The 25065-nt window shown below is 36.4% G+C and carries 24 protein-coding genes; 8 read left to right on the top strand and 16 right to left on the bottom strand.

What is annotated here, in order from left to right; genetic code table 11:
• Nucleotides 1–4: 4 nt before the first annotated feature.
• On the bottom strand, nt 5–601 hold the full coding sequence (locus ACN5J7_RS15010) for an FMN-binding negative transcriptional regulator (RefSeq protein ID WP_311934967.1): 597 nt from the start codon (nt 599–601) through the stop codon (nt 5–7).
• 64 nt (nt 602–665) lie between these two features.
• Between ACN5J7_RS15010 and radC the strand changes: the two genes are divergently transcribed.
• The 4 genes from radC to ACN5J7_RS14990 all read left to right on the top strand — a co-directional run bounded on the left by radC (nt 666) and on the right by ACN5J7_RS14990 (nt 4493).
• On the top strand, nt 666–1364 hold the full coding sequence (radC, locus tag ACN5J7_RS15005; RefSeq protein WP_311934969.1) for a RadC family protein: 699 nt from the start codon (nt 666–668) through the stop codon (nt 1362–1364).
• A 94-nt stretch (nt 1365–1458) separates the two neighbouring features.
• Nucleotides 1459–2760 (top strand): polysaccharide deacetylase family protein, encoded by a 1302-nt coding sequence (locus ACN5J7_RS15000; RefSeq protein ID WP_311934971.1) that lies wholly within the window; start codon nt 1459–1461, stop codon nt 2758–2760.
• Nucleotides 2750–3439 carry a YjjG family noncanonical pyrimidine nucleotidase gene (locus tag ACN5J7_RS14995; RefSeq protein WP_311934973.1) on the top strand — a complete coding sequence of 230 codons (690 nt, stop codon included), beginning with the start codon at nt 2750–2752 and terminating at the stop codon, nt 3437–3439. The genes ACN5J7_RS15000 and ACN5J7_RS14995 overlap by 11 nt, the downstream gene beginning before the upstream one ends.
• Before the next feature lie 190 nt (nt 3440–3629).
• On the top strand, nt 3630–4493 hold the full coding sequence (locus ACN5J7_RS14990) for a hypothetical protein (RefSeq protein ID WP_311934975.1): 864 nt from the start codon (nt 3630–3632) through the stop codon (nt 4491–4493).
• Between the two features lie 77 nt (nt 4494–4570).
• On the opposite strand, the gene queA is transcribed toward ACN5J7_RS14990, so the two are convergent.
• The 9 genes from queA to rsgA form a co-directional block, all read right to left on the bottom strand.
• Entirely contained in the window at nt 4571–5620 is a 1050-nt protein-coding gene (queA, locus tag ACN5J7_RS14985; RefSeq protein ID WP_311934977.1) for a tRNA preQ1(34) S-adenosylmethionine ribosyltransferase-isomerase QueA, read from the bottom strand.
• 79 nt (nt 5621–5699) lie between these two features.
• Nucleotides 5700–6929 carry a 3-phosphoshikimate 1-carboxyvinyltransferase gene (locus ACN5J7_RS14980; protein ID WP_311934979.1) on the bottom strand — a complete coding sequence of 410 codons (1230 nt, stop codon included), beginning with the start codon at nt 6927–6929 and terminating at the stop codon, nt 5700–5702.
• Nucleotides 6930–7047: 118 nt separating this feature from the next.
• On the bottom strand, nt 7048–7374 hold the full coding sequence (locus tag ACN5J7_RS14975) for a nucleotide pyrophosphohydrolase (RefSeq protein ID WP_311934981.1): 327 nt from the start codon (nt 7372–7374) through the stop codon (nt 7048–7050).
• Entirely contained in the window at nt 7374–9383 is a 2010-nt protein-coding gene (locus tag ACN5J7_RS14970; RefSeq protein WP_418604529.1) for a DUF3857 domain-containing protein, read from the bottom strand. The genes ACN5J7_RS14975 and ACN5J7_RS14970 overlap by 1 nt, the downstream gene beginning before the upstream one ends.
• Before the next feature lie 5 nt (nt 9384–9388).
• Complete coding sequence (locus ACN5J7_RS14965) at nt 9389–11302, bottom strand: DUF3857 domain-containing protein (RefSeq protein ID WP_418604528.1); 1914 nt, start codon at nt 11300–11302, stop codon at nt 9389–9391.
• 69 nt (nt 11303–11371) lie between these two features.
• Nucleotides 11372–11905: a metal-dependent hydrolase gene (locus ACN5J7_RS14960; RefSeq protein WP_418604527.1), complete on the bottom strand. Its 534-nt coding sequence runs from the start codon at nt 11903–11905 to the stop codon at nt 11372–11374.
• A complete protein-coding gene (gene dtd, locus ACN5J7_RS14955) occupies nt 11906–12358 on the bottom strand; it encodes a D-aminoacyl-tRNA deacylase (protein ID WP_418604526.1) in 453 nt (150 codons plus the stop codon).
• 13 nt (nt 12359–12371) lie between these two features.
• The gene (locus ACN5J7_RS14950; protein WP_418604525.1) at nt 12372–13532 is read right to left on the bottom strand and encodes a sialidase family protein; all 1161 of its coding nucleotides are present in this window, start codon (nt 13530–13532) and stop codon (nt 12372–12374) included.
• A gap of 32 nt (nt 13533–13564) precedes the next feature.
• Nucleotides 13565–14515, bottom strand: a complete 951-nt coding sequence (rsgA, locus tag ACN5J7_RS14945; RefSeq protein WP_418604524.1) for a ribosome small subunit-dependent GTPase A — start codon at nt 14513–14515, stop codon at nt 13565–13567.
• A 79-nt stretch (nt 14516–14594) separates the two neighbouring features.
• On the opposite strand from rsgA, the gene ACN5J7_RS14940 reads away from it, so the two are divergent.
• Nucleotides 14595–15047: a hypothetical protein gene (locus tag ACN5J7_RS14940; RefSeq protein ID WP_311934996.1), complete on the top strand. Its 453-nt coding sequence runs from the start codon at nt 14595–14597 to the stop codon at nt 15045–15047.
• A gap of 55 nt (nt 15048–15102) precedes the next feature.
• Here the strand turns inward: ACN5J7_RS14940 and ACN5J7_RS14935 are convergent, their stop codons facing one another.
• From ACN5J7_RS14935 to ACN5J7_RS14920, 4 genes are all read right to left on the bottom strand, one after another.
• The gene (locus ACN5J7_RS14935) at nt 15103–16185 is read right to left on the bottom strand and encodes a bifunctional 3-deoxy-7-phosphoheptulonate synthase/chorismate mutase type II (protein WP_311934998.1); all 1083 of its coding nucleotides are present in this window, start codon (nt 16183–16185) and stop codon (nt 15103–15105) included.
• A 310-nt stretch (nt 16186–16495) separates the two neighbouring features.
• A complete protein-coding gene (locus ACN5J7_RS14930) occupies nt 16496–17347 on the bottom strand; it encodes a prephenate dehydrogenase (RefSeq protein WP_418604523.1) in 852 nt (283 codons plus the stop codon).
• Nucleotides 17348–17349: 2 nt separating this feature from the next.
• Complete coding sequence (locus tag ACN5J7_RS14925; RefSeq protein WP_418604522.1) at nt 17350–18495, bottom strand: pyridoxal phosphate-dependent aminotransferase; 1146 nt, start codon at nt 18493–18495, stop codon at nt 17350–17352.
• Entirely contained in the window at nt 18492–19319 is an 828-nt protein-coding gene (locus tag ACN5J7_RS14920; RefSeq protein ID WP_418604521.1) for a prephenate dehydratase, read from the bottom strand. The genes ACN5J7_RS14925 and ACN5J7_RS14920 overlap by 4 nt, the downstream gene beginning before the upstream one ends.
• A 333-nt stretch (nt 19320–19652) precedes the next feature.
• On the opposite strand from ACN5J7_RS14920, the gene gldA reads away from it, so the two are divergent.
• The 3 genes from gldA (at nt 19653) to ACN5J7_RS14905 (ending at nt 23966) form a co-directional block, all read left to right on the top strand.
• Nucleotides 19653–20549 (top strand): gliding motility-associated ABC transporter ATP-binding subunit GldA, encoded by an 897-nt coding sequence (gene gldA, locus ACN5J7_RS14915; protein ID WP_418604520.1) that lies wholly within the window; start codon nt 19653–19655, stop codon nt 20547–20549.
• A 126-nt stretch (nt 20550–20675) separates the two neighbouring features.
• Nucleotides 20676–22766 (top strand): phosphate acetyltransferase, encoded by a 2091-nt coding sequence (gene pta, locus ACN5J7_RS14910; RefSeq protein WP_418604519.1) that lies wholly within the window; start codon nt 20676–20678, stop codon nt 22764–22766.
• 3 nt (nt 22767–22769) lie between these two features.
• Complete coding sequence (locus ACN5J7_RS14905) at nt 22770–23966, top strand: acetate/propionate family kinase (RefSeq protein ID WP_418604518.1); 1197 nt, start codon at nt 22770–22772, stop codon at nt 23964–23966.
• Nucleotides 23967–24038: 72 nt separating this feature from the next.
• Here the strand turns inward: ACN5J7_RS14905 and ACN5J7_RS14900 are convergent, their stop codons facing one another.
• Together ACN5J7_RS14900 and ACN5J7_RS14895 are read right to left on the bottom strand one after the other, a co-directional pair.
• Nucleotides 24039–24785: a head GIN domain-containing protein gene (locus ACN5J7_RS14900; RefSeq protein ID WP_418604517.1), complete on the bottom strand. Its 747-nt coding sequence runs from the start codon at nt 24783–24785 to the stop codon at nt 24039–24041.
• Between the two features lie 144 nt (nt 24786–24929).
• The coding region (locus tag ACN5J7_RS14895) for a T9SS type A sorting domain-containing protein (protein WP_418604564.1) at nt 24930–25065 on the bottom strand (136 nt) is incomplete at its 5' end.

Genomic DNA, 25065 nt, shown 5'->3' with positions numbered 1-25065 from the left:
AGCTTCAGTTAAATACTTTACTTAAAAAAGTTTCAATACTTGTTTTATTGGCTCGAATAAGCTCCTCCTTCGCATTGGTTATATCGGTTTTATTTTTGTCTTGCGAGAGTTTAAATTTGCCTTCCCAATGGGTAATATCAATCTCAAATCCTTTTATATAATTTATTAAACCGTGCATTCTTGGGTTGTCCATTTTCAGTTGGTATTTATGGTCTGGAGCCTCTAAAAAACCAGCCATATCTACCAAACCTTGTTTTACTTTTTCCTCGTCGTTTACCTCGGCTACAGTTCCTTTTATATGCACTTTTATATAATTCCAAGTTGGTAGCTGCGCCGTTGAATAAATACTGGGGGAAATATAACATTGCGGTCCGGAAAAAATTAGCGTTACTGGATTATTATCTTTAAGCAATTGCGCTTGCGGATTATACCTATCGATGTGCCCAACAAGCTTACCGTTTTCGTTGTAAATCAAGGGCAAATGGGTTATTAAAGGCGTGTTGTTTTTTACTGAAATAACCGTGGCCAACGGATAGGTTTTAATCACTTCAATGAGGCGATTAATATTGTTTTCTTGATGGTGTTTTGGTGGATAATTCAAATGGATTTACGAATTAAAATTAATGAATGTTGATTTATAAATTTACAATAATTATATTTATCAAATGTCTGAAAAACCATCATCATTTTCAATAAAAAATTGGGCGCAAGACGATCAACCCCGCGAAAAATTACTTTATAAAGGCAAGACAGCTTTAAGCGATGCGGAGTTAGTGGCTATTTTAATAGGCTCGGGCAACAGAGAAGAAAGTGCCGTGGCCTTATGCAAGCGTATTTTAGCAAGTGCTGACAATAATTTAAGTGAACTGGGAAAACTGTCGGTTGAACAATTGATGCAATTTAAAGGCATTGGCGAGGCCAAGGCCATAACCATTACCGCTGCGATGGAATTGGGAAGACGACGACGAGGCGAAGAGGCATTGCGTAAAAATAAAATCACATCCAGCGCATCGGTTTTCGAACTGATGCAGCCCATTATTGGCGAGCTGCAGCACGAAGAATTTTGGATTATTTACTTGAACAATTCCAACAAGGTCATTCAAAAAAACCAATTGAGCAAAGGCGGTATTACAGGCACTTTGGTCGATATACGTTTGGTATTAAAAAATGCGCTTCAAGTTGGGGCGACAGGTTTAATTTTGGCACATAATCATCCGTCGGGGACTTTAAAACCCAGTGAAGCCGACAAACAAATTACCAATAAATTAAAAGTCGCTGCCGAAAGTTTAGATATAAAAGTGCTAGACCACCTAATTATAACAGAAAAAGCATACTTTAGTTTTGCGGATGAAAACATGCTTTAGAAACGCAAAAAGTTAAAACACAAATCCCAAATTCCAAAAACAGAAAATCATTGGAGTTTGTTTTTTTAAAAATTTTGGAATTTACATTTGCAAAATGTTATTAGTTTATACTCATAAAATATCGCCAAGATTAAAATATGTTTTCAAGCATATTTGCACCAGGGTATTGGGTATTGAAGTTTCGTTTACCACAAAAATCGAAACCTTTATTGCGCACGATAATTTAAAAATGTCGTATACTCGACAGCCATTGGCGAACGAGTTTTTTATTAAAAGCCACGACATCTTATTTGAGCAAGGGCTATCGGACGTAGACATACACGTGCACGATTGGGAGGATACCAAAGGCTTCTTTTACAACGGAGATAAAAGCGTCATTCCGTTTGATATTTTTGCGGCATCATTTTATTTATTGTCCCGTTACGAGGAGTATTTACCGCAGGTACGAGACGAATTTGGACGTTTTTTGGCTACCGAAAGCATCGCGTTTAAACACAACTTTTTACATCAACCCGTTGTTGATATTTGGGCGTTAAAATTTAAGGATGCCTTACAAAATCATTTTCCCGATTTTAGTTTCCCGCAACGCGCCTATAGTATAAAACCTGTAATTGATGTACCAAGCCCGTACAATTATAAACTAAAGGGCATCATCAGATCTTTTGGTGGTTCCATTAGAGACTTATTGCGCTTTAAACTTAAAAGTTTATACGATAGGTTTATGGTGCTTTTCGGATTGAAACACGACCCGTTTGACACCTTTAAATACATTATAAACAAACAAAAACAAAGCAAGTTTAAGTTTGTGTTCTTCTTTTTAATAGGCTCTTATTCCACGTACGATAAAGGCATTAATCCTAACAAAAAAAAGTTTATATCGCTTATAAAACAGGTGGCAGATTACAGCCTTGTGGGGTTAAAAACATCTTTCTTTGCTATCGACCATCAAAAGATTTTAAAAAAGGAAAAACTTCAAATGGAAGCCATAATTAACACCAATTTAAAAGCCTCAAGGCAATCGCATTCTAAACTTAATTTACCCGAATCTTACAGAAATCTTATCGATTTGGAAATAGAAGAAGATTACACCATGGGCTATATAAACCATATTGGTTTTAGGGCTGGGTCTTGTACCCCATTTTTGTTTTACGACTTAGATTACGAAACCCAAACCCCTTTAAAAGTGCATGGTTACCATCTTATGGATTTTGCCTTGCTTAAAAACAAATCGTTGTTGGATAAAAAAATGGCATTAAATCAAATTATCAACGAAGTAAAACGGGTAAACGGGGAATTTGTTCCTGTATTTCACAACTATACATTTAGCGATTCCAACCGCTGGAACGGCTTTAAAACATTGTTTAATATTATTTTAGAATCGGCAAATGAAGATTAAAGGCATCACGGATATATTTTTTGATTTAGACCATACCCTTTGGGATTTTGATAAAAACTCAGCCCTAACTTTCGATAAAATTTTTAAGCTGAATAATATCAATATTAATTTGAATGAATTTTTAGCCTATTACGAACCTATCAATTTAAATTATTGGAAGCTTTACAGAGATGAAAAAATAGACAAGGCTTCATTGCGTTTCGGGCGGTTGAACGATGCTTTTTCAGCAGTCGATTTTACGGTTGAAAATCATGTAATCCATCAACTTTCAGAAGATTATATTACACATTTAAGCAGTTTTAACCATTTGTTTGAAAACACTTTTGAAATCCTGGATTATTTAAAGCACAACTACACCCTTCATATTATAACCAACGGATTTAGCGAAGTGCAGCAGGGAAAAATGAAAAACTCGAACATCATCCATTATTTTAAAACGGTGACTAACTCCGAGTCGGTTGGTGTAAAAAAACCGAACCCTAAAATTTTCAACCATGCCTTAAAAGCCGCCAATACGCCCGTAAATAAAGCCTTAATGATAGGCGACAACTACGAAGCAGACATACTAGGTGCCATAAATATTGGAATGGATGCCATTTTGTTCGACACCAAAAACGAAGCTATAAATGAGGATGTTAAACAAATAAACAACCTAATTCATTTAAAAAATTATTTGTAAAACGTATCTTTACAATTGGGTTTTTAGTTTAGTAATGCATCGTAAACCTTAGTCGCCCCGAGCTTGTTTCAGGGTTACAACATAAATAAACAATGATGTAATGCTTAAACAAATTAAGCGCTACATTAAAACAGATGACTATTTACAACCTTCCAAACAAATTTGGGGTTTAACTATATTATTTAAAAAAATGAAAACTAAATTATTTACTACATGTATAGCTTGTTTTATTATTGCAAGTGCATTTTCTCAAACCAATTTAAACGATTATAAATATGTAATTGTTCCTAAAAAATACAGTTTCTTAAAACAAGAAAATCAATATCTTTTAAATTCGTTGACCAAATTTTTATTCGAAAAACATGGATTTAACACCTTATTGGAAGGCGAAACCTATCCAGACGACTTTAAGCAAAACCGTTGTATGGGTTTAAATTCCGATGTTTTAAAAGAGTCTGGAATGTTTAAAACAAAACTAACCGTTGCGCTAAAAGACTGTAATGGCGTAGTGGTTTATACTTCGCAATTGGGCGAAAGCAGATTGAAGGAATACAGCAAAGCTTACAACGAAGCGCTGCGAAATGCCTTTAAATCGTTTGAAGACTTGAATTACAGTTATAAGCCAAGTACTAAAAACGCTATATCCGTTGCCAAAGTAGATGTGGAAACCAATAATGAAGTGGCACAAGAAATCCAGAAATTAAAAGAAGAAATACAATCTTTAAAAAACAAAAAAGAAGAAGTTGCAGAGGTTGCCGGCCCCAAAACTGAGGTTGAAGAAATTGTTGAAGTACCGGTAAAAGAGACCAAAACAATGCCCAAAACGGTAATCGAGGGCACCTCAAATATATTGTACGCTCAAGAAACCCCAGACGGCTTTCAGTTGGTTGACAGCTCACCAAAAGTGGTTTATAGAATGAATAGAACCAACTTAAAAGATGTTTTTGTGGTTGAAGGAATTGATGGTATTATTTACAAAAAAGACAACACTTGGTTTTTGGACCATTATTACGGTGCGACCTTAACTCAGGAAGAATTGAATATTAAATTTTAAGTTTTTTCTGTAGTTTCAAAAACATGACGTATAAAAAAAGCCTCGTAAAAACGAGGCTTTTTTTTGATATAATGTTATTAAATAATCAACATGGCATCGCCATAGCTGTAAAATTTGTACTTCTCTTTTATGGCTTCGTCATAGGCCTTTTTTATAAAATCGTGACCTGCAAAAGCTGAAGCCATCATCAATAATGTAGATTTTGGTGTGTGGAAATTAGTAATCATACAGTTTGCGATACTAAATTCGTATGGTGGAAAAATAAACTTATTGGTCCAACCATCAAATTCATTAAGCTCTCCGTTTGATGACACCGCACTTTCTATAGCGCGCATAGCCGTAGTGCCCACCGCACAAATACGTTTTTTGTTTTTTAAAGCGGTATTAACGGTTGTAACAGCTTTATCGTTAATGGTCAATTCCTCGCTATCCATTTTATGTTTGGAAAGATCTTCAACCTCAACCGGATTAAATGTCCCTAACCCAACGTGTAAGGTTACTTCGGCAAAATTAACGCCCTTAATTTCTAAACGCTTTAACAAGTGTCTTGAAAAGTGTAAGCCTGCTGTTGGTGCTGCTACAGCACCTTCGTTTTTCGCAAAAATGGTTTGGTAGCGGTCTTCGTCTTCTGGTTCAACCTCTCTTTTTATGTATTTTGGAAGTGGTGTTTCACCAAGTTCGGTTAATTTTCTGCGGAATTCGTTGTACGATCCATCATATAAAAAACGCAAGGTACGCCCTCTCGATGTTGTGTTATCTATAACCTCGGCAACCAACGTTTCATCTTCGCCAAAATAAAGCTTATTGCCAATTCTTATTTTTCTTGCAGGATCTACCAAAACATCCCAAAGGCGTTGCTCTTCGTTTAATTCCCTTAACAAAAACACTTCTATTCTAGCACCGGTTTTTTCTTTGTTTCCGTATAATCTGGCAGGAAATACTTTGGTGTTATTAAGAATCATAACATCATTTTCATCAAAATAATCAATGAGATCCTTAAACATTTTGTGCTCAATGGTTTGCTCTTTTCTGTTCAATACCATTAAACGCGATTCGTCTCTATTCTCTGCTGGATATTCTGCTAATAATTCGTCTGGTAAGTTGAAACCAAAGTGTGATAATTTCATGTATACGTATTTAAGTGTTTTAAAGAAAGTTGCAAATATACAATCTGCGAATAGGCGTTGTCAAGTATTTAAGTGATTATTATTCAGATATTTTGAAACCCATGGTTTTTAGGTCGTTCCAGAACGTTGGATACGACTTTGAAACCACCATGGCATCCTCAATAACCAGTGAAGTTTTTAATGCCAAAGGTGCAAAAGCCATGGCCATTCTATGATCGTGATAGGTTGCAATGGAAACCATCTCGTTAATTGCTTTTGATGGATGCAAATACAGCGCATCATTTGTAATATCTACTTGCCCACCTAATTTTTCGATTTCGGTTTTTAAAGCCACGAGTCTATCGGTTTCTTTTATTTTTAGCGTATGCAAACCTTTTAAATTACATACAATGCCCAATGCAAAGCAAGTTACCGCAATGGTTTGCGCAATATCTGGAGCATTCTGCAAGTTTAAATTTATAGCTTCAATATTAAAAGTTTCTTTTTTTAGAGTAAGCTGGTTTTCTTTAAACGTTGAAACCACTCCAAATGCTTTATAAATATCGACCAAAATCGAATCGCCCTGTAAGGAGTTTTCTTTATATGACGATAAGGTGATTTCGGTCCCCATATCGCACAACGCGGCAATACTAAAATAGTAGGATGCCGAAGACCAATCTGATTCTACGGTTAAGGTTTTAGCGGTTGACTTACTATTATTGGGTTTTACGGTAATGGTATTGTTTACAAAAGACGATGCTACACCAATTTCATCCAATAAACTCAAGGTCATTTTTATATACGGAATGGAAGTGATTTCGCCCTCAAGCGTTAGTTCCAAACCATTCTCAAGTTTTGAAGCGATGAGCAATAAAGCCGAAATATACTGGCTGCTCACATTAGCTTTTAGCGAGACTTTATTTTTGGTTAATTTTTTTCCTTTAATTTTTAATGGCGGAAAGCCTTCGTTTTCAGCATAATTAATATCGGCACCTAAAGCCTGCAACGCCTCAACCAATATTTTAATGGGACGCTCTTTCATTCTTTTTGAACCTGTAAGCGTAACTTCCCGACCTTCTTGTACTGCAAAAAAAGCCGTTAGAAATCGCATAGCGGTACCCGCGTGATGAATGTCTACAATATGTGATGTGGACGATAGCGCCTTGGTCATGAGTTGACTATCATCAGAATTTGAAACATTGTCTAAACGTATCTCAGGATACAACGCCTTTAGCAACAATAACCTGTTGGATTCGCTTTTGGAACCTGTTATCGTAACGTCGAATTTACGGTTTTTTAATTCAGATTTATGAAGTGTAATACTGCTCATTGTAAATTGTCTTGCTTCTTAAAGCTAGCAAATTTACTCGATAATCGAGATTAATACTACGGAATTTCATGTTTTTTTGGCTGCATTGAAATTCTTGCGTCATATCATTCCAAGAATGTTATTTCAGTTTTTCGTTATTATGGTGCCTATCGTGGTCGCGTTTTGCTTTCTTGTCCATTCTATTGTCGAATGCTTGTTGTAAATCTACCCCCGTTTGGTTTGCTAAACACAGCACCACAAACAGCACATCGGCCAATTCTTCACCTAAATCTTTATCCTTATCGCTTTCCTTCTCGCTTTGTTCGCCATAACGACGTGCTATAATTCTGGCCACTTCGCCAACTTCCTCGGTAAGTTGTGCCATATTTGTAAGCTCGTTAAAATAGCGTACACCGTGTTGCTTAATCCAATCGTCAACTATTTTTTGTGCGTTTTTAATATCCATTATACTTTGGTTAATACAATTTGTTCGTTTTCTTTTTCTATGAGTTGCTTAAAATACGCTTTTAAAGTGTCATAATACAAAGGTGAAATAATTGAGGTGTTTATTTTAGTATCAATTAACAACTGAATGGTTGATTGGTTTTGTGATAACATATATTTAAAGATGCCCAAATTATCGGGTAAAGCATATGCCGAAGCTTCGGGTATCGACTCCACTTTATAGCCTTCGGGCAATTTAATGGTTATTCGGTATGTGCTTGATGATGGGTAACCAAAATCTACAGGAAATTCTCTTTTTTCCAGTTTAAATGGATTTTCTTTTGAACGTAAAAAGAACAACGGCGAAAAATATATTTTATCGCCTATAATATCGGCTTGACTTTCCTTAAAGAATTTATACGATTCCATAACTGGTTTGGAAAGCTCAACGGCATTTGATACTTTAAAATCTGAAACTTCCAAGCCGTCATAATTGTTTTCTAACTTTTCTAAAAAATCATCTTCATCTGTATTATTATAACGTTCTCGATAAGATAAGGCTTTATGATTAGTTTTAACACTTCTGAAATTACCTTCCAAATCGCCTTCTTCAGATAAACTGGCCATCATTAAAATGGAGTTTTTGGAGTTTTCATTGGGGTACAAACTTATTAAACTAGAAGAGCCATCCTTTTTAATAATCCGGCCTTCCCAATTTAAGGTTCTAAATGGCAAAACATTTGGCGATCCGTATTTATTGGTAGCATCCAACAACACATTCCCTGTTGGCAGTTCCACACAAGAAATCACATAATCGTAGCCTTCTCTTGTTGGAAATATCGGAATACCGTTACGACGCGTACTAACCAAAACAGGGTTGGCCTCTAAGCCCGCATAACGCAACATGGAGGTGAGCATTAAATTGATTTCGGCAACATTGCCAACCTGTTCCCTATAGGCTTTTCTAACGCCATCAGCTGTTCGATAGCCGTAATATTCGTTCCATTTTACCTTAGATTTTACAAAATTGAAAATTAATGCTATTCTCTTTTTAGGGTCTGAAACGCTACCTATCAGGGCATCAATATCGTCTTCATAATAGCCAGATTTATCTAATTCGTCTCCAAAACTGGAGCTTTTATAAATGGTTTTAACCACATCTTCCCAGGTTGTTGAATAGTATTCTATGGTTGATTGCGGCATTTTTACATACGATAATTCATACTTAACCGACGACCTGTAGTTATTTATATTATTTACGTAAGGCTCATCTTTTAAAGCAGGAATGTTTTCTAAATTATAAGTTGATACTTTTTTAGTAAACTCTAAATCTGAAGAATTAAAAGAGGTTCTAACAGCTCCGGATTGACCGGTCCTACTTTTACTACTAAATGTTATTTTATCTCTTTTGTTTTCTATTTTGGGCGTTATCTTCAAGAACCCCTTCATATTTACTTTAAAATTATAATACTCTGGCGCTTGAAATTCGGCTTCTAATTTCTTTATCGGAATGGCATGCTGAAAACGAAACTCATCAACATTCTGATAAAAAGGAGATATAATTTTATACTCGTATTCTACCACCGAACCCTCTTTAATATTGGGCATTGTAAATTTAGTCTCGTTGCGATATTTTGATTTTTCGGTTTTAAAAATACCTTCTTTTTTAAGTTTGGTATCTTCAATTTTACCGCCAACTAAATTATAAGTATAAGCTTTTAAGCCTCTGGCAATTTCTTGGTGCGAACCACTTTTATAAAGGTTTATGGCTTTTGTCGCATAATCAAAACCCTCTTGGTTGTATATTTTTATACGTTCGTGCACTTCGGTGATTAATTGGAATCCTTTGTCTCGATCATACTCGTAAAACGTTTTTCTGTATTTAAACAAATAGGTGGCGCTCGCCGATGAATCCAACGGATTAAACGTTTCTTCAAGTTCTTCTTTTGAAACTTTTCCGAACTTGTAATCTTGTGCAGTTGTTATTTGGCAAGCAAATAATACGGCTAATAGGGTAACAATGTTTTTCATTTTTATTATTCCTTTTTAATTAATGCTACTTTGGCGTTATCTTGTTTTGAAACGTCCTTATAAAATGTTCTGAATTTACTGTAATCTTCTTTTGGGAATTCGCCATCGTTCACCACAAACTCTCTTTTATAAAGCAAGGTGTTTTCATCCTTTACAACAACTTCGGCCTTATAACTGCCAAATTTGTTTTCAATTATTTTCTTGGCCGGCAACGATTCAACCTTATAATCTTGCGGTAATTTTATTTCTACCTCATCCACATCTTTAAAGCCCCTTTTTATTTTAAGCGGAAGTTTTCGGTTACGGTAACGGTCTGGGATATGCGTGTTTCTATTTAGGGCATTAACGGTTAATAGCATTCTGTTAGCCACTATTTTAGGATAGCTTGTGGCCTGAAAAGCCAAGGTTTCGTTAAACACAATGCTATCTTTGTCATTTTCAATCGACATGTTATCGATAGCCATATTATTTATATAACTCCAACGTGTTTTGTAGCGTCTGTCTAAATCACGTTCGGTTTCAGATTCCAACCAATATTTATCGTCGTACTGAATGCCTTTGGATTTCACGTTGACTTCAGCTGTAATCGTACCATCGTTTGATACCGTATAGCGGCCTTTGGTAACTTGGGTGTTTTCTTCGGTATTGTACTTTTTGGTGCGTTGTATTTTGCCACCTTCGGGGGTAATTACCAATACGTCTCTGTTATCGGTAAAGTCGCCAATAAAGCCAAATGGCAGTTTCTGGCTTGTACATTCTAACCAAATATCTTCTTCGTTGTCGCTCGGTATGTTAAGAATAACATGATTACCTTGTATTGAAGTAAAATCTTCTTCAATACTTCTTTGTGATTTCCCAGCGTAAACCACACTATAATTAGACTCAATGTTTGCCGCCTTTAACAAGGCCATAGTGTAATTGGTCAAACCTTTACAATCGCCATAACTCAGTCTATCGACCTCTGAAGCATTAAAGGGTTTCCAGCCACCAATACCAACTTGCACACTTATATACCTAACCTTATCTTGTACATATTGATATATTTTTTTGGCTTTATCAATATCGTTGGTTTCATTTTTAACTAAGTTTTGAATGTCGCTAATGGTACTTTCTGGTAAATCGTGGGTAACCTTAATTAAATCGTGATACATCCATTTTGCAAAATCGTCCCAATTTTCAACAACCGAATCAACACCTTCTAAGGTAAATTGCTTTGAAGCAAACAACACTTTAGGCGTAAAATCTGTAATTGACGGGCTATAATCTTCCGGTTTAAAAGCCTTTAAATTCTTGGCTTTGTAAAATATGCTGCCCGCAATAGCTTCGGTTTCAATATCGATATTTTCAAGGTTTTTTTCTTTTTTCCTAATCGTAATGTGTTCTGGGTAATTAATGGTATACGTGCTCGTTTCTGCACTAACAAAATAACTGTTAATGGGCGTAAATGAAGGAATAAAAGCCGTGTTTCCGGTAATGGTTTCACTCGTAAACTCTATGGTATAGGGGTATTTAATGGGCGTATACTCCAAATACTTTACTCGGGAATCTGAATACAACGTCCCGCCATCAACGGCGCTCACATCTTTAAAATCGTTTTTTCTTATCTTTTTTATTTCGTTACCAAAAGCATCAAAAGCTAAAACTTCAAGGGTTTTAATTTTTACATTTTCATCGTAATGCACATAAGCATCAACATTTGTATTCCCTTTTTTATTTAAAACGGTTATTATTCTTTTTTCTTTAACAGACATTTCGCTAGAAGATTTTATCGAAACAACAACCTCATTTAGCCGTATCACAGCATTTGCGTTTTGCTTTAAATCTTTGGGAATTGTTAAACTGGAATATAAATTATCTTGCGAAAAAACAGTTAGGGCAGCAAATAGCATGACCATATTTGCAATAAGTTTTAGGGACATAATTTGGTTTTTATTCTAAATTAAAGCTATAAATATAAAGGATAATAACCTTTAATTATATGAGGAAAATCATGTATCCAGAAAGCTTTTCTTTATTTTTTTAATTAAAAATCTTACAGCTAATATAAAAAAACACGGGAGAATAACATACTTTATTTCGCTAAAAATAACTTGAGCGCCCCATTTTGAGAAAAAGTTTTTTATGCCCAACGGTGAAACCACGATGTCTCTGAAAGAAAAGAAAAACCGATTATTGTTAAACGGAATTAAGAAACCAACGCCCTCGCCCCCACTGGTCATGGCATCTAAAATACCGTGGGATATGGTGGATAAAAATATAACCAGAAACCAAATGAGCTTGTTTTTTCTGCCAAAAGCAAACATTAAAATAAGTGCCCAAACAAGTGCAAAAACAATAGAATGTGTGAATCCGCGATGCCCTAAGGGATGTGCATAAGGAATACCGAACTTAAAACCTATCACATCAAAATCCGGCATGATGGTGGAGAAAATGGCGAGCCACAATAGCAGTCTATTATTTTTATTATCTATTAATTTAGATAAAGTAAACCCGACTGCAGTATGCCCAAAAACTGAAGCCAATTATTCTTTGTTTTGCGAATCGATGATAATAGTTACAGGGCCATCGTTTATTAATTCCACTTTCATGTCGGCACCAAAGGATCCGGTCTGGACAGGTTTTCTTAAAACCGATTCTAATTGATTAACAAAAGCATTGTACAGAGGTATAGCTACATCTGGTTTTGCAGCTTTAATATAACTAGGTCGGTTTCCTTTTTTAGTTGATGCGTGCAAGGTAAATTGGCTTACCACAATAACATCGCCTTTGGCATCTAAAAGTGATTTGTTCATCACGCCGTTTTCATCTTCAAAAATGCGAAGGTTTCCTATTTTGTTTGAGAGCCAATTAATATCGTCTTGCGCATCTTCATTTACAATACCCAATAAAATTAAAAGTCCGTTTTCAATTGATGCTACTTTTTCTCCTTTAATGGTTACGCTTGCTTTTGATACTCGTTGTATGACTACTTTCATTTATAAATGGGGCTTAATTATAGATGTTTTTTTTAGGAATAACCTTGTAATGAATACCCTCGTATGGATTGATTTCACCGGCTTCATATAGCACTAAAATGTTTCCGTTTTCTAATTCCGTTAGATCTGAATAGGCTGCATGCGATTCATAAATCGGAATCTTTTTTTCCCAACTTAAACCGTCATTATCACTTACCGAAAGTGTCATATTCACCCTCGCAATCGAATCTGCTGGATTTGTAAATAGTAGTACATTTTTGGCTTCGTTTTTTACCGACAACAACGCCCCTTGGCACCTAGGTTCCGGTAGTTGGGTATCAAATTTTTGATCAATCCACGTATCTCCGCCATCTTTACTAATCGCTATTTGCCTAGCTTTAACGGCTTCTCTGTTATAATTACGCATGTTTAATAACAAATCGCCATTGGATAATTGGGCAACGGTGCACTCATTAACTTGGTCGAAAGGCGTGGTTCCCCCGAGTTTCCATGAAACACCGTGGTCGTCGGAATAAAATACATGCGAATAATATTTTTTCGTTTCCTTTTCAATATGATCGCAAGGAATTACCAATCGCCCTTTATGTGCTCCTTTTTTTAATTGAATGCCATGCACAGGACCCGTAGCGTACCATGTCCAATTGGGCTTTTTCACACTTGAGGTAATGTTTTTTGGTTCAGACCATGTTTGCCCATTATTAGTTGATGTTAGCTGATAAATTAATCTACTGTCCATACTTGTTCCGTTAATAATGTCAGACTCATGGTCTTTTCCGTTATTCCAGGTAGTTAACAAATGAATAGTTCCCGTTTCGGCATCGCGTACGGGAGCGGGGTTTCCACATACGTTGTCATTATCATCCCAAATCACTTGTAGCGCACTCCAAGTTAAGCCATTATCTGTAGATTTTTTCATTACCAAATCAATATCCCCGGTGTCCGAGCATCCCGATTTTCGAGCTTCGCTAAACGCTATAACGGATCCGTTATTGGTAGTTATTACAGCCGGTATTCTAAAGCAGGTATAGCCTTGTTCCCCTGGTTTGAACAAGGTGTTTAACTTTGAAGTTTCCCGTGTTTCAACGGGATTAAGTTTTGCTGATTTTTCTGTTTTCTTATTTAAACAACTTACTGATAATATAGCCACAAAAGCAAAAAACAAACTACGCTTCATATATCAAAAACTATTTTTATTATGCCAATTAATTACTCTTTATCCCAAACATCGGTTCTATAGTGTTCGTCTTCGCCTTCAATAATTTGCAAATAACTACGGTAGCGCGAAAAGGCTAATTCATCATTGTCCAAGGCTTTTTTAACGGCACAATCTGGTTCTTGGGTATGCAAGCAATTATTGAATTTGCAATCTTGTTTTAGTTTGAATATTTCGGGAAAATAATCGCCCACTTCCTCTTTGTCCATATCCACCACGCCAAAACCTTTTATCCCGGGCGTATCGATAATTTTGGCTCCAAAACTTAAATCGAACATTTCAGCAAATGTTGTGGTATGCTGCCCTTGGTTATGTTGGGTAGAAATCTCTTTTGTTTTTATATTTAACGAAGGCTCAATGGTGTTAATAAGCGTGGATTTACCAACGCCCGAATGACCGGAAAACACGCTAACTTTACCTTGCATTAACGCTTTTACTTTATCAACGTTTTTTCCTGTTACCGCAGACACCCCAATACATTCGTACCCGATTTTTCTATAAATATGCGCTAGGTATTTTACTTCGTTTAACGTCTCTTCGTCGTAGGTGTCAATTTTATTAAAAAGCAAAACGGTTTTAATGGAATACGCATTGGCTGTTACCAAAAACCTATCGATAAAACTGGTTAACGTTGGTGGATTATTAATGGTAATCATTAAAAAAACCAGATCGATATTCGCCGAAATGATATGGGTTTGCTTCGATAGATTTACCGATTTCCTAACAATATAATTGGTTCGGTCGTGAATGTTATAAATAACACCGGATTCTTGATTTTGGTCGGTTTCCAGTTCAAAATCCACAATATCGCCCACCGCAATGGGATTTGTGCTTTTTATACCCTTTAACCTAAATTTGCCCTTTATACGGCATTGGTAAGTATCACCCAATTCGGTTTTAACGGTGTACCAACTTCCTGTAGATTTATATACGCGTCCTGTCATTCATTTAATTATGATACAAATTAACAACTTTTAAGTTAATGAATTATATTAGAGGCGTAATTTAAAAAACATCAACCATATGAAAAAAATTTTAGTAGTATTCTGCATGTCCTTATTTGGCTTCGTTGAAATAAACGCCCAAGTGGAATATAAAGTTATTACCAGCGTAGAATCTATAGTTTCCAGCGGTTTAGGACGCTCCAGACTTATTAGTGCCAATGAAGAAAAAAATTTCGAAGAATTTACCAGCACCCAAACCGAAGACGATAACACGCGTAACAAATCAAAACGTGGCGAGATAAGAGTTAAAGATTTTGATGAAACCAAATTATTGAACTTCTTTAATCTTGGTGGTATCCGTTTTCAGAACATCGCTGCAAATGATGCTGTTATTACTTCAAAAATAAATACGATGGTTACCGAAGGCTGGGAATTGGCATTTGTTACTAGTGCCGTTGAAAGCGATAGCGGAAAAGGTGACGGCCAAGGTATTTTTATAACCCGCTATATTTTTAAAAGAAACAAACAATAATATTCAACATAAAAAATGCCTCGCAAAAAGCGAGGCATTTTTTTATTGCTAGGTATTAGCCTTTAATAATCTTCTCTTGGTGATTAATAGATTCTTGGTGAATGGCTTTAAACATTTTTAAGATAAACTCTTCGCTTAACCCGTGGTCTTGACCTTCTAAAACCATATTGCCCAAAATCTCGTTCCAACGTTTGCTTTGCAACACCGCAACGTTTTTTTGCTTTTTAAGGGCGCCAATGCTATCTGCAGCAACCATACGTTTGCCCAACAAACCTATAATTTGATTATCAATCACATCAATCTGCGCTCTTAAATTATTCAATGCCGTTATGTATTCTGCTTCGGCATCGGTTTCTTTTCTTATTTTCAAATCCTTCATAATTTGAACCAAAGTAGATGGCGTTACTTGTTGTGCCGCATCACTCCACGCATTTTCCGGGTCGTAGTGCGTTTCAATCATCAACCCATCAAAATTCAAATCCAATGCCGTTTGGGAGATATCAAAAATCATATCACGTTTGCCAGTAATATGCGACGGGTCGTTAATTAAGGCAATGTCCGGGAATTTATTTTGAAACTCAATGGCCAATTGCCACTCCGGATTATTTCTGTATTTAGATTTTTCGTACGTTGAAAACCCACGGTGTATAGCGCCAATATTTTTAACACCCGCTTTATAAATTCTTTCAATGCCACCTAGCCATAACGCTAAATCTGGATTAACGGGATTTTTTATCAACACCGGTTTGTCTGTGCCTCTTAAAGCATCGGCAATTTCTTGCATAATAAACGGACTTACGGTTGATCGTGCACCAATCCACAATAAATCCACATCGTGTTCCAAAGCCAATTTAACGTGTGCTGCATTGGCTACCTCGGTACACACTTTCATTCCTGTTTCGGCCTTTACTTTTTGCAACCATTTTAATCCTAAAGCACCAACGCCCTCAAACATACCGGGGCGTGTTCTTGGTTTCCAAATACCTGCTCTAAAATAACTTACATCGGTATCTTTAAGCTCGTGAGCTATTTTTAAAACTTGCTCTTCGGTTTCTGCGCTACATGGTCCTGCAATTACTAAAGGATGATCTAACTTTAAATCATCTAACCAGGTTCTCATTTCTTTTTTGTTTTCCATTTTTCCTTAATATTTAGCCACTAAAGCTATTCCGTTTACTATTTAATTTTTACTGTTTTCTCTTAATGTGGGCGTTACCCCGAAAAAGGGGTCGGGCTTTACGTTACAAGTCCTCGCTTCGCCAAAAAAGGCTCGCTGTGGGCTTTCCTCTGCAATCCCTAACGCATCACTCTTGCTCTAAAAACCCACCCCTAGCCCCTCCAAAGGAGGGGAACACGTACTCAAGCCCAAATCTATCGAGTTCTTTAAAACCTCTCGGGTCTCACTCAAGAGTGAGCACCCCTCCCCTTTGGGGAGGTTAGGAGGGGCTTTAACCCATGCCGTTTAAAATATCTTTTATACAATTGGTATCTTTCATTTCATTAAAAATCGCATCAAAATCATCTTGTTTCATCAATTCCTTAAAATGCGTGAGGTTTATTATGTACTCCTCTAAAGTTTCAATAACATTGGTTTTGTTTTGTTTAAAAATGGGGGTCCACATTTCTGGCGAACTTTTTGCCAATCGCACTGTGGAAGCAAATCCACTGCCCGCCATATCAAAAATATCGCGCTCGTTTTTTTCTTTATCGATTACTGTTTTACCCAACATAAACGAACTGATATGCGATAAATGCGACATATACGCAATGTGCTTATCGTGCGCCACAGGATTCATGTAGCGCATGCGCATTCCAACATCGGCAAACAGCTTTAACGCTTTTTCTTGAAGCTTAAAGGCGGTTTTTTCAACTTCGCAAACAATATTTGTTTTGCCAACAAACAAATCCGGAATGGCCGCATGGGGTCCCGAATGTTCGGTACCGGCAATAGGGTGCATCGCCAAAAAATTCCGGCGTTTGGGGTGGTTTTCAACCGCTTTGCAAATATCTACTTTGGTTGAGCCCGCATCTACTACCAATCCGTTATCCGAAATCTTATCCAAAATGGTTGGTAGCAATGTAACCGTTGCATCAACGGGAATGGACACAATTACCAAATCTGCATGTTCAATATCGTCTAAAGTCGCTTTTTTATCAATCAAATTAAGTGACAAAGCGGTTTCCAAGGTGGCGTCTTTTCTGCTAATACCGTGAATAACCATATCTGGATTATTCTTTTTAATATCAATAGCAAGACTGCCTCCTATTAAACCAACGCCTATGATGTATATATTTTTCATTTTTATTTTATTCTAGCAATTGCCTCTTCCAAAACCTCTGTTGAGGCACATAGCGAAAAGCGGATATAACCTTCGCCCTGACTCCCAAAAATAGTTCCGGGTGTTATAAAAATATGGTTCTCTTTCAATATTAAATCTATAAACTCCTCTGCTCTTACATTCGCTGGTAATTTTGCCCAAACAAAAAGTCCCGTGGCATTTTTATCGTAGGTACAGTTTAAAGCATCGGCCAATTGCCAAACCAAATCGCGCCGTTGCTGATATACACTGTTTAATGTACTAAACCACATTTTAGAACATTTTAAAGCTTCAATGGCACCTTTTTGGATACCGTAAAACATACCGGAATCCATGTTGCTTTTCACCTTTAAAACATGGTTAACATGTTCGCTATCCCCTACCAACATGCCCACGCGCCAACCTGCCATATTAAAGGTTTTGCTTAACGAATTAAGCTCCAAACACACATCTTTTGCGCCTTTAACGCTTAAAATACTTTTTGGTGAATCGTTGAGGATAAAGCTATACGGATTGTCGTTTACTATTAAAATATTATGTCGTTTTGCAAAGGCCACTAAATCTTCAAACACAGTTTCTGTTGGTTGCGCCCCCGTTGGCATGTGTGGATAATTAACCCACATCAATTTCACTTGGCTCAAATCCGTTTGTTCTAAACTTTTTAAATCGGGCAACCAATTGTTAGTGGCATCCAATTCGTAAAAAACAGGTTTTGCTCCCACTAATTTTGTTACCGATTGGTAGGTTGGATAACCGGGATTTGGTATTAAAACGGCATCGCCTTCATTCAAATACGCCATCGAAATATGCATAATTCCCTCTTTACTTCCCATTAACGGAAGTATTTCGGTATTGGCACTTAAGTTTACCGAAAAATGCGTTTTATAAAAACCGGCAATGGCTTCCCGTAATTCCGGCAACCCTTGGTAGCTTTGGTATTTATGGGCATTGGGGCTTAACAAACCGTTGGTTAATGCCTCAATTACCTTTTGCGGTGGTTGCAAATCGGGACTACCAATACCGAGATTGATAATGGGTTTTCCGCTGGCAATAAGCAGATTGACTTCTCTCAATTTTTTTGAGAAGTAGTATTCTTCAACGGTATGTAAGCGGTTAGCGACTTCAATCATAGCTTTGCATTTTTATATTCGCCTAAAACTTTAAAATTATCTGCCATTATTTCTGTTAACGATTTTGCTTTTTTGAAATCTGAAAAATCCTCAAAGGTAACATCAACAAAAAAGGCATATTTCCAAGGTGTTTCAATAATTGGTAAAGATTGGATTTTTGTTAAATTCAGTTTGCAATCGCTCATCACATTTAAAATAGCGGCTAAACTGCCCCGTTTGTGGTTGGCTTCAAACTTTAAGGAAGCCTTGTTGGTTTCTGCTTCAACAATTTCGGAATTCGTGCGTTTTACAATAGCAAATCGCGTTTCGTTATGTTTAATGGTTTGTATGCTATGTGCCAAAATATCGAGCTCGAAAATATCGGCGGCCATTACACTGGCAATGGCGCCAACACCCTTTAGTTTATGTGTGCTAATGCGTTGTGCAACCTCGGCAGTATCTTTGTCTTCAATCAGTTTTATATGCGGATGTTGCTTAAAAAACTCTTTACATTGCAACAGTGCCATGGGGTGCGAATACACTTCTTTTATATCGGCAATACTCTGGTTTTTAAGCGCCATGAAATTGTGCTGAATATCTAAATAATGCTCGCCAACAATGTGTAAATTTCGGTTGTCGATTAAGGCGTAATTTGGTATTATAGAACCGGCAATGGAATTCTCTAAAGCCATGATAGCAGCATCGCAATCGCCGTTTATCAAAGCATCAACAACGCCATCAAAAGTTAAGCATTCCATAGCTTTTACATCATTATCAAAAAATTGCTGGGATACGATATGATGGAACGATCCTTTTACACCTTGTATAGCTACTGTTTTTATCAAAATTTAGTTTTTTTAAATAATCTTCATTGCCGTTGTTCAAACAAAAGTTGAACAAAAAAAGTCCCGATTTTCATCGAGACTTATATTAAAATTTATAGTTATAAATTATACATACAACGCCTCGTTCCTTTTGCTAAAAAAGAAATAAAACCAGTTGTTAAAATATGTATAATATACTGTTGTCATAATAATTACGGGGCTAAAGTAAATAATATTTCAAGAAATCAAAATACTATATAATCTTTTTTTTGAATTTATTAAAAGTTTTAAAGATTTTACAGTAAAACCAATATAATATTAGATAATCGTTATTTTTGAATAAATATTTTAATTATGTCTATTGAAGTTGAAGGGATTTCAAAGCTTTACGGAAATCAGAAAGCATTAAACAATATATCCTTTAAGGTTGAAAAACCTGAAATTGTTGGTTTTTTAGGACCCAACGGTGCCGGAAAATCAACCATGATGAAAATATTAACCACCTACGTTACTGCTACAGGCGGTATTGCCAAAGTAAATGGGTTTGAGATAACTGAAAACACACAAAACGTACAACAAAGTGTTGGGTATTTGCCCGAGCACAATCCGTTATATTTAGACATGTACATTAAAGAATACTTAACCTTTAATGCAAATATTTACAAAGTGCCAAAAGCACGTATTGCCGAAGTTATTGAACTCACAGGTTTAACACCCGAAGTACATAAAAAAATTGGGCAACTCTCCAAAGGCTATCGGCAACGTGTGGGTTTAGCAAATGCCTTGTTGCATGACCCCGATGTGTTGATTTTAGACGAGCCCACAACGGGTTTAGACCCCAACCAGCTTATAGATATTAGAAACCTTATTAAAAACATTGGCCAAACAAAAACCGTGTTTTTATCCACCCACATTATGCAAGAGGTTGAAGCCATGTGCGACCGCGTGATTATTATCAATAAAGGTGAAATTGTTGCCGACAAAAAGCTAAAAGAACTTCGTGAAGGTAAAGAACAAACCGTTATCGTAGAGTTTGATTACCGTGTTGAAGATGCCTTTTTATTAAAACTCCCCAAAGCTGAACGTGTGGTAAACACTTATGGTTTTGTTTACGAAATCACTTTTAAAACTACCGAAGATATGCGCTCTTACGTTTTTGATTTTGCGCACGACAACAAGTTAAAAATTCTTCAACTCAATCAAAAAAATGCGAGTTTGGAGAGTTTGTTTCGGGAATTGACCGCCGAATAACTTTTAAACGGTCATTTCGGTTTATATGGTTTTGAATTTGATGGTTTATAGTTTAAAAGCATGACAAAAATCATCTTTCTTCAAGGAAGCAATGAACTATCTTTGCAACGCAAAAAATAATCAAAAATGAGTAAAGGAATTTATGTAGCGACTATTGAACCCAACAGCGGAAAATCTGTTGCCGTACTTGGTTTAATGCGCATGCTTTTAGGAAAAACGGCAAAGGTTGGATATTTTCGACCCATTATAGAAGATACCGAAGATGGCGAAATGGACAATCACATCAACACCGTGATTTCATATTTTGACATCGATATCAACTACAAAAAAACGTATGTTTATACCCGAAACGAAGTACTTGATTTATACAACCAAGGAAAATCTGGCGAGGTTATCGACGAAATCATTAAAAAGTATAAATACCTGGAAGAGCGCTTCGATATTGTATTGGTTGAAGGTACCGATTTTTCACATGAAAATTCCAGTTTAGAATTGGATATTAATATTCTAATTTCCAAAAATCTGGGATTACCGGTTATTATTGTATCACAAGGCGATGGAAAAGACATAAAGGAAATTGTGGACAATGTGCAGTTGGCCCACGATACTTTTAAAGAAGAAGTGGATGTGTTATCGATAATGACCAATAAAGTCAATCCGGATTATCTTACCGACTTAAAAACCCAACTAAAAAACCGAATTAACAACGGTACCGATATTAGCGTTATTCCGAAAATTAAAAGTTTGGCGAGCCCTACTTTAAAAGAAATCTTTAAAAAACTAGACGGTAACATCCTTTTTGGCAAAGATTTAATTAACAACCAAATAGACAACTTTAGTGTGGGCGCTATGCAATTGCGCAATTATTTAACGCACTTAAAAGAGAATGCTTTAGTGATTACTCCAGGCGATAGAGCCGACATAATTTTAGGCGCCCTACAAGCCAACATCTCTAAAAATTATCCAAAAATATCCGGTATTATCTTAACCGGTGGTTTAATTCCCGAAGACCCGATTTTAAAATTAATTGAAGGGCTTTCAAGCGTGGTGCCCATAATTAGCGCCAAAGAAGGCACCTTCCACGTGACCAATACCATTGGAAAAATAAAATCTAAAATATACGCTGAAAACATCGATAAGATTACCACATCGATTGCAACCTTTGAAAAGCATGTTGATACCGATAAGTTATCGGAGGATTTAATCACCTTTGAATCCGACATTTTCACACCAAGAATGTTTCAGTATAATTTGTTGCAACGCGCTTTAAAAGACAAAAAACACATTGTACTGCCCGAAGGTTACGACGAACGCGTACTACGCGCCACAGCAAGATTAATTGATGCACAAGTGGTAAACATTACTTTAATTGGTGAAGAGGAAAAGATAAAAGAACGTATTAAAAAATTCGATATTGCCTTAAATATTGAGGATATTAATATTGTTTCGCCTATTAAATCGCCTCATTTTGATGATTACGTAAACACTTTTTATGAACTTAGAAAACATAAAGATGTGAATTTGGATATGGCCAAAGATGCCATGACCGATGTGTCGTATTTCGCTACCATGATGATTTACAAAGGACACGCCGATGGCATGGTTTCTGGAGCATTGCACACAACCGCTCACACGTTGCGACCAGCCTTACAGTTTATAAAAACCAAACCCGGTGTAAATATTGTGTCGTCCGTGTTTTTTATGTGCTTGGAAGATCGCGTTTCTATTTTTGGCGATTGTGCCATTAACCCAAACCCCAATGCCGAACAGTTGGCTGAAATTGCTATTTCATCGGCTAAAACAGCCAAAAATTTTGGTGTTGAACCCAAAGTGGCGATGCTGTCCTATTCATCTGGCGCATCCGGAAAAGGTGAAGAAGTCGATAAGGTTAGAAAAGCCACGGAAATTGCTAAAAATTTAGTGCCGGATTTAAAAATTGAAGGCCCCATCCAATACGATGCCGCCGTAGATATGCGCATTGGAAAAAGTAAATTACCGGATTCTGATGTTGCCGGACAAGCAAGCGTGCTTATTTTCCCAGATTTAAACACGGGAAACAACACCTATAAAGCCGTACAACGTGAAACCGGTGCATTGGCTATCGGCCCCATGTTACAAGGCCTTAACAAACCTGTTAACGATTTAAGCCGCGGCTGTACTGCCGACGATATTTACAGCACCGTAATAATAACCGCCATACAAGCACAAGACCTTTAATTTATGCAAGTATTAGTTTTAAACTCCGGAAGTTCCTCATTAAAGTTTCAACTGTTTCAAATGCCAGAAGAAATCATTTTGTGTTCTGGTTTAATTGAACGTATTGGGTTTACCGATGCTAAATTCAAATTCAAAACCGATAAACATACTATTGAAACTATAGAAGATATTCCAAATCATAAAGTAGGCTTAGAGCTTTTGGCCCAACAACTTTTACATAAAGATACGGGGATTATTGCATCTACCGACGCCATCCATATGGTTGGGCATCGCGTGGTACATGGCGGAAGTCATTTTAGCAATACCACCGAAATCACGGAGGCGGTAAAAGACAAAATAAAAGTATTATCGTCATTGGCGCCTTTGCACAATCCTCCAAATTTAGAAGGTATTGAGGTTGCCGAAACCATTTTTCCAAAGGCGAAACAAGTGGCGGTTTTCGATACGGCATTTCATCAATCCATTCCCGACTACGCCTATAAATATGCCATTCCAAACGATTTTTCGGAAAAGCACAACATTCGTGTTTATGGGTTTCATGGCACAAGTCATAAATATGTTTCAGAAAAAGCGATTGAATATTTAGAGAAAAAGGAGTCAAAAATCATCACTATTCATTTAGGAAATGGCTGTAGTATGACGGCTGTAAAAAACGGAAAAAGCATTGATCATTCTTTGGGTTTTTCGCCCGTTAGCGGCCTGATTATGGGCACCCGTTCTGGTGATATTGATCCTTCCATCATTTTTTATTTAGCCAGAAAATACGATTACAGTTTAACCGAAATAAATACCTTACTACAAAAGAAAAGTGGTATGCTTGGTTTAACGGGTTATAGCGATTTAAGGGATATTGAAGCAGAAGCTGAAAAAGGCAATAAAGCTTGTCAATTGGCATTGGAAATGAATGTGTACCGCATAAAAAAATACATAGGCAGTTACGCAGCCGTTTTAAACGGATTGGACGCCATTGTGTTCACCGCAGGCATTGGTGAAAACTCACAGTTTATCAGGGAACATGTTTGTAAAAACATGGATTTTTTAGGTATTGAATTAGATGCGGAAAAGAACAATTGCAGACCCAAAAGCTTAAAAGCCGTTAACACCGAAACATCGAAAGTTAAAATATTGGTAATCCCAACAAATGAAGAATTGGAAATAGCGAAACAGTCGGTAAATTTATTCGAAACCATTTCAAACTAAGGCAATTTAATTTATTTATAAGATTTCTAACGATTTATATGTCTTGCTTTAGAAATGACATGTAACCAAAATTTATTCAAAAATTAATCGGCCTTTGTATTGTTCGTCCACATTGACTGTTCCAGGTTTATTTACAGCGATGACATTACCAGTCCCAGATATTTTTCCTTTTATGGATTGCTGTGGATTTACAATCATATCGTTTGAGCTTCTATTCCAAATACCAACCTGTTGAGCGATTAAATCGCGACCTTCAAAACGCGATGTTCCGGCAGCAAACGTAATATTTAGGCTATTGGTTTTTCCAGAGATAAAACAATTCGATAGGTTATTAAAAACCAAAGTGAAGGTATTATTATCAATTTGAAGTCTAAAATTGCCATTGGTAAAGGTGTCTGGCGCGCTGTAATCTTCGGATAAAACGGTTAAATTCGGATAGCTTAAAACCCCGTCTGACCTTACGTCGTATTGCGTGGAACTGCGTATTTCGGTAAGATTCGGCGATGTAATATATACTTTTGTTACCCCATAATCGCGTACATAATTACAACTATTATTATCGGTAAGTGTTAGTTTGCCATCAACAACGGTCGCCGTAACATCGTTCAATAAATTTTCTCCGGTTTCAATACTTACTTTTTGGGTTGGACCTTCTTTAACGATTAGTTCAATATCGCGATTCACCAATATTTTATCAAAAGCATCAACGGTTATTTCCTTTTGAATAAGGCTTCCCATTTTTTGGAAACAGTCGTTTGCGTTTTCACTATCACAAGCAAAAATTAAAAACAGAATTGATATGTAAATTAGTTTTTTCATTTATTTGTTATGCCTGCAAATATAGGTATTGCGAACAACTATTATTAAGCTTTCAGTTTATATTAAAAAACCCAAACAAAAACCCCATAATTTTTTAAAAAGAAATTATAGGGCTTTTTTCGTTTTACTGATAACCACTTACTTTTAGCGGTCTACAAGTATTCTGTGTACTTCGGTATGTTTTTCTGTTATTACCTTTAAATAATACATGCCATTTTTTAAGTTGGGAATGTTTAAAGTATAATTCTTTTTATTGGTTAGGTCTTTTTTTGATTTTAAT

The organism is Hwangdonia sp., from assembly GCF_048381975.1.
GTDB lineage: Bacteria > Bacteroidota > Bacteroidia > Flavobacteriales > Flavobacteriaceae > Hwangdonia > Hwangdonia seohaensis.
This window is presented reverse-complemented; position numbering and strand designations above follow the sequence as displayed.

Bases quoted from the DNA above. Each gene is read 5' to 3' on its own strand.
- radC (WP_311934969.1), top strand. From the start codon at position 666: ATGTCTGAAAAACCATCATCATTTTCAATAAAAAATTGGGCGCAAGAC.
- ACN5J7_RS15000 (WP_311934971.1), top strand. From the start codon at position 1,459: ATGTTATTAGTTTATACTCATAAAATATCGCCAAGATTAAAATATGTT.
- ACN5J7_RS14995 (WP_311934973.1), top strand. From the start codon at position 2,750: ATGAAGATTAAAGGCATCACGGATATATTTTTTGATTTAGACCATACC.
- ACN5J7_RS14990 (WP_311934975.1), top strand. From the start codon at position 3,630: ATGAAAACTAAATTATTTACTACATGTATAGCTTGTTTTATTATTGCA.
- queA (WP_311934977.1), bottom strand. From the start codon at position 5,620: ATGAAATTATCACACTTTGGTTTCAACTTACCAGACGAATTATTAGCA.
- ACN5J7_RS14980 (WP_311934979.1), bottom strand. From the start codon at position 6,929: ATGAGCAGTATTACACTTCATAAATCTGAATTAAAAAACCGTAAATTC.
- ACN5J7_RS14975 (WP_311934981.1), bottom strand. From the start codon at position 7,374: ATGGATATTAAAAACGCACAAAAAATAGTTGACGATTGGATTAAGCAA.
- ACN5J7_RS14970 (WP_418604529.1), bottom strand. From the start codon at position 9,383: ATGAAAAACATTGTTACCCTATTAGCCGTATTATTTGCTTGCCAAATA.
- ACN5J7_RS14965 (WP_418604528.1), bottom strand. From the start codon at position 11,302: ATGTCCCTAAAACTTATTGCAAATATGGTCATGCTATTTGCTGCCCTA.
- dtd (WP_418604526.1), bottom strand. From the start codon at position 12,358: ATGAAAGTAGTCATACAACGAGTATCAAAAGCAAGCGTAACCATTAAA.
- ACN5J7_RS14950 (WP_418604525.1), bottom strand. From the start codon at position 13,532: ATGAAGCGTAGTTTGTTTTTTGCTTTTGTGGCTATATTATCAGTAAGT.
- rsgA (WP_418604524.1), bottom strand. From the start codon at position 14,515: ATGACAGGACGCGTATATAAATCTACAGGAAGTTGGTACACCGTTAAA.
- ACN5J7_RS14940 (WP_311934996.1), top strand. From the start codon at position 14,595: ATGAAAAAAATTTTAGTAGTATTCTGCATGTCCTTATTTGGCTTCGTT.
- ACN5J7_RS14935 (WP_311934998.1), bottom strand. From the start codon at position 16,185: ATGGAAAACAAAAAAGAAATGAGAACCTGGTTAGATGATTTAAAGTTA.
- ACN5J7_RS14930 (WP_418604523.1), bottom strand. From the start codon at position 17,347: ATGAAAAATATATACATCATAGGCGTTGGTTTAATAGGAGGCAGTCTT.
- ACN5J7_RS14925 (WP_418604522.1), bottom strand. From the start codon at position 18,495: ATGATTGAAGTCGCTAACCGCTTACATACCGTTGAAGAATACTACTTC.
- gldA (WP_418604520.1), top strand. From the start codon at position 19,653: ATGTCTATTGAAGTTGAAGGGATTTCAAAGCTTTACGGAAATCAGAAA.
- pta (WP_418604519.1), top strand. From the start codon at position 20,676: ATGAGTAAAGGAATTTATGTAGCGACTATTGAACCCAACAGCGGAAAA.
- ACN5J7_RS14905 (WP_418604518.1), top strand. From the start codon at position 22,770: ATGCAAGTATTAGTTTTAAACTCCGGAAGTTCCTCATTAAAGTTTCAA.
- ACN5J7_RS14900 (WP_418604517.1), bottom strand. From the start codon at position 24,785: ATGAAAAAACTAATTTACATATCAATTCTGTTTTTAATTTTTGCTTGT.